A 3,360-nucleotide genomic window follows, 5' to 3' on the forward strand; every position below is an offset into this window, starting at 1 on the left:
AGATAATAGTATTCTTGACAAAATTTAATATACCTTTTATAAAACACTTTTGAATCATTAATACTTTTATATTTTTTTAAATAAAATAATAGTAATTGTTCTTGAGGTGTCATTTTAACAATATGGTATAGAAATTCTTGACGTCCACTCATTGCTAATAAGTTCTTTTCTAAAAAAATTATCAAATCTTTATAGGTTTTAAAAGTATGTATAAATTTATCAAATTCCTTGAACTTATTATAATCCCATTTTAAATCTTTATTCATCTTTCTCACTCCCTAAGCGTAGAGAAGAAGACAAAAAAATCTACTAGATAAACTCCATTAGATTTTTACACACATTTGTCCACTCCTAACAATTTTTGTGTAGTTTTTAGGTAAGTCTCCTGACTTAGAATCTCTTTACTCCTATCCTTCCCAGAGTTTATAACTCCAGTGGTTTTATAGTTTCATCCTCATTACAGTAGCGGAGGCTGTGTAGGATTTTCACCTACTTCCTTGTTATGCCTAAGCACCTAAAAACTTTTATTTAATTTTATATCTTATTTTTAATTATTTGTCAATTTATAAAATGGGATAAATCTATTTTACTTTTTTATTTAGAGATTTATATTTTTTCCTTCTACTATAACATATTTTGGTGATGTTACTGATATAAATGGTTTTCTTTTCCAAACTATAATATCAGCTACTTTTCCAACCTCTAAAGAACCGTATTTATCATCAATCTTCATAATTTTGGCACCATTTATAGTTACTGCTTCCAATGCCTTCCATTCATCCATCCCATTTTCAATAGCCAATCCAGCACAAATAGGTAGATACTCTAAAGGAATTACTGGAGCATCTGTTGTTATGCAAATATCAGCTTTTTTGCTAACAGTTGCTACATTTTTAAAAGATTTACCTTTTAGTTCAATTTTTCCACGTGCTCCTAATGATGGTCCCATTATCAGAGGAAATTTTTCATTTAAGACATCATCCAAGACATCAGTTATACATGTACAGTGATCTAAAGTCATATCTAAATTGAACTCTTTGGCTATCCTTATAGCACTTATAATATCATCACCTCTATGAACATGAGCTTTTAAAGGAATCTCTTTATTTATAACAGGTATCATAGCTTCCAACTTTGCATCAAATTTTCTTTTAGGATCATTTTTATATTCTATAGTTTTTTGAATAGTTTCTCGTAATAATGCTGCTATTCCCATTCTTGTTATTGGTGTTTTATTTTTTGAATTATAATTTTTTTTAGGATTTTCTCCAAATGATACTTTCATAGCCATTGGGAATTTTATAATCATTTTATCAATTGAAGTTCCAAATGTTTTTATACAAGCATATTGTCCTCCAATAACATTAGTTGATCCAGGACCACTTCCAACAACTGTTATCCCTGCAAAAAGAGCTTCTTTAAATGTTATATCTTGAGGATTAATTCCATCTATGGCTCTCATGTTAGGCGTTATTGGATCATTTTTTTCATTATGATCAATTCCTTCAAATCCTTGACTATCTCCTTTCATCCCTAGATGAGTATGAGCATCAATTAATCCAGATGTAACATATAAACCTTCAGCATCTAATATTTCATCATATTGGAAATCTAAAACAATATCTGTAGGTGTTATTTTTTTTATAACTCCATTTTCATAGTAAATATTAGATAAATCATAACTTTTTGTTTTATAGTTCATTATCAATGCATTTTTAAGTAATTTCATAATATCCCCCTAGTATTTATTATTTTTATAAATGTAAACTGAAGCCTGGTCCAATAGGTAATCCTAAGAAATACCATACTACCATTAAAGAGATTAATGAAGCTAATATTACAATTGAATATGGAAGTGTCAATGCAAAAATTGTCCCAAATCCAGCTTCTCCCTCTTCTTTTGTATTAGGTATTTTTCCTTCAGCTTGATACTGTGCTAAAAGCCCTAAAATTACAGGAATTGATGAATGTAGTGGTGAAATAATATTTGTTGATGAGTCACCTATTCTAAATGCTAATTGCGCATAGGCTGGAGAAATATTTAATAAACTAAACATTGGAACTACCATTGGCGCTAATAAAATCCATTTAGTTGATCCTGATGTCATCATAGGGTTTATTAGTGTTGTTATAAATACAACTAATAATAGCAATGGTAATGGTCCCACATTAGCTTCTTTTAATATAAATGATCCTTTCACAGCAAATATTTTAAATATATTTGATTTGTTTAGTAAGTATATAAAAATTGATGATGACAATAATGTTACCATTAGAGGTATAGCTTGAGTCAATCCAGCCTGTAACAGTTTAGGAATATCTCTTGTTGTTTTTATCTTTCCTTCTCCTATTCCATATGATATTCCTATAACAGAGAACATCACAAAAATTATTGGAACAATTGATGACAATAATGGTGATTTTGGTAAAAATCCACCTTCTGGATTTCTAAAAAATGCATTTTCTGGATAACATAATAACAAAAATATTACTAAAAATCCTAAAAATCCATAGAAAGAGAATTTTAATCCTCTCTCTTCTTCAGAGGTTAATTTATAACTTTTTAATAATTCGGTATTACTCCCTAAATCAGTATCACCCACTGTTTTTACAACAAATTTTTCTGTAAAAATAGTTAATGTTATTGTTAAAATAATAGTTGCAGCAGCCATAAAATAATAATTGCATAGTGGGTTTATTGTTAAATTCACTCCAACTGCTGCTGCCGCTTGTTCTGTTATTCCAGCCAATAAAGCATCAGTACCTGCAACAAACATATTTGCAGTAAAACCACCACTACAAGCTGCAAAGCCAGCTATTATTCCAATTTTTGGATTTCTTCCTAATGCTGCAAATAAAACTCCACCTATTGTAAAAGCAAATATAGTCCCTGCATCAGACATAATATTAGCATTTACAGCTGTAAATATTAGTGCCGCTGTTATAATACTTCTAGGAGCATTTAATAGGTATCTTCTCATTAAAGCTGTAAAAAAACCTGTTTTTTCAACTAATCCAATAGCCATCATCATCAAAACAACTATTTTTAGAGATGGAAAATTTACATATATATTTGGAATATCTTGAACTAATGCTCTCATATTTTTAAATGTTAACAAGTTTTCAACTATAACTGTTGTATTTTTCCCAATTTCTCCTGCTGTTCTAGCACTTTCAAAATATGTCACTCCAAACCCCAATTTGTTTAAACTAAAAGATACAAATAGGGTAATTATTGAAAATATTCCAAATAAAATAAATGGATGTGGAAGCTTATTCCCTGTTTTCTCAACAACTCTAATTGTTCTACCCAATATTCCTATATTAGTATTTGACATTTTAACCTCCTAAGTAAAATAT

At 29.1% G+C, this 3,360-nt stretch carries 3 protein-coding genes and 1 riboswitch; all 3 genes read right to left on the reverse strand.

Going from position 1 to position 3,360, the window contains the following annotated elements:
* Positions 1–266 (reverse strand): hypothetical protein (locus ACMOUI_RS10965; protein WP_418965735.1); only part of this gene is annotated, 266 nt, incomplete at its 3' end.
* A 91-nt stretch (positions 267–357) separates the two neighbouring features.
* Positions 358–533, reverse strand: a riboswitch (cobalamin riboswitch).
* A 65-nt stretch (positions 534–598) separates the two neighbouring features.
* Positions 599–1,729 carry an amidohydrolase family protein gene (locus ACMOUI_RS10970; RefSeq protein ID WP_418965736.1) on the reverse strand — a complete coding sequence of 377 codons (1,131 nt, stop codon included), beginning with the start codon at positions 1,727–1,729 and terminating at the stop codon, positions 599–601.
* A gap of 25 nt (positions 1,730–1,754) precedes the next feature.
* A complete protein-coding gene (locus tag ACMOUI_RS10975) occupies positions 1,755–3,338 on the reverse strand; it encodes an AbgT family transporter (protein WP_418965737.1) in 1,584 nt (527 codons plus the stop codon).
* Positions 3,339–3,360 lie beyond the last annotated feature (22 nt).

Origin of the sequence: Cetobacterium sp., assembly GCF_048470075.1 — a bacterium.
Classification (GTDB): domain Bacteria; phylum Fusobacteriota; class Fusobacteriia; order Fusobacteriales; family Fusobacteriaceae; genus Cetobacterium_A.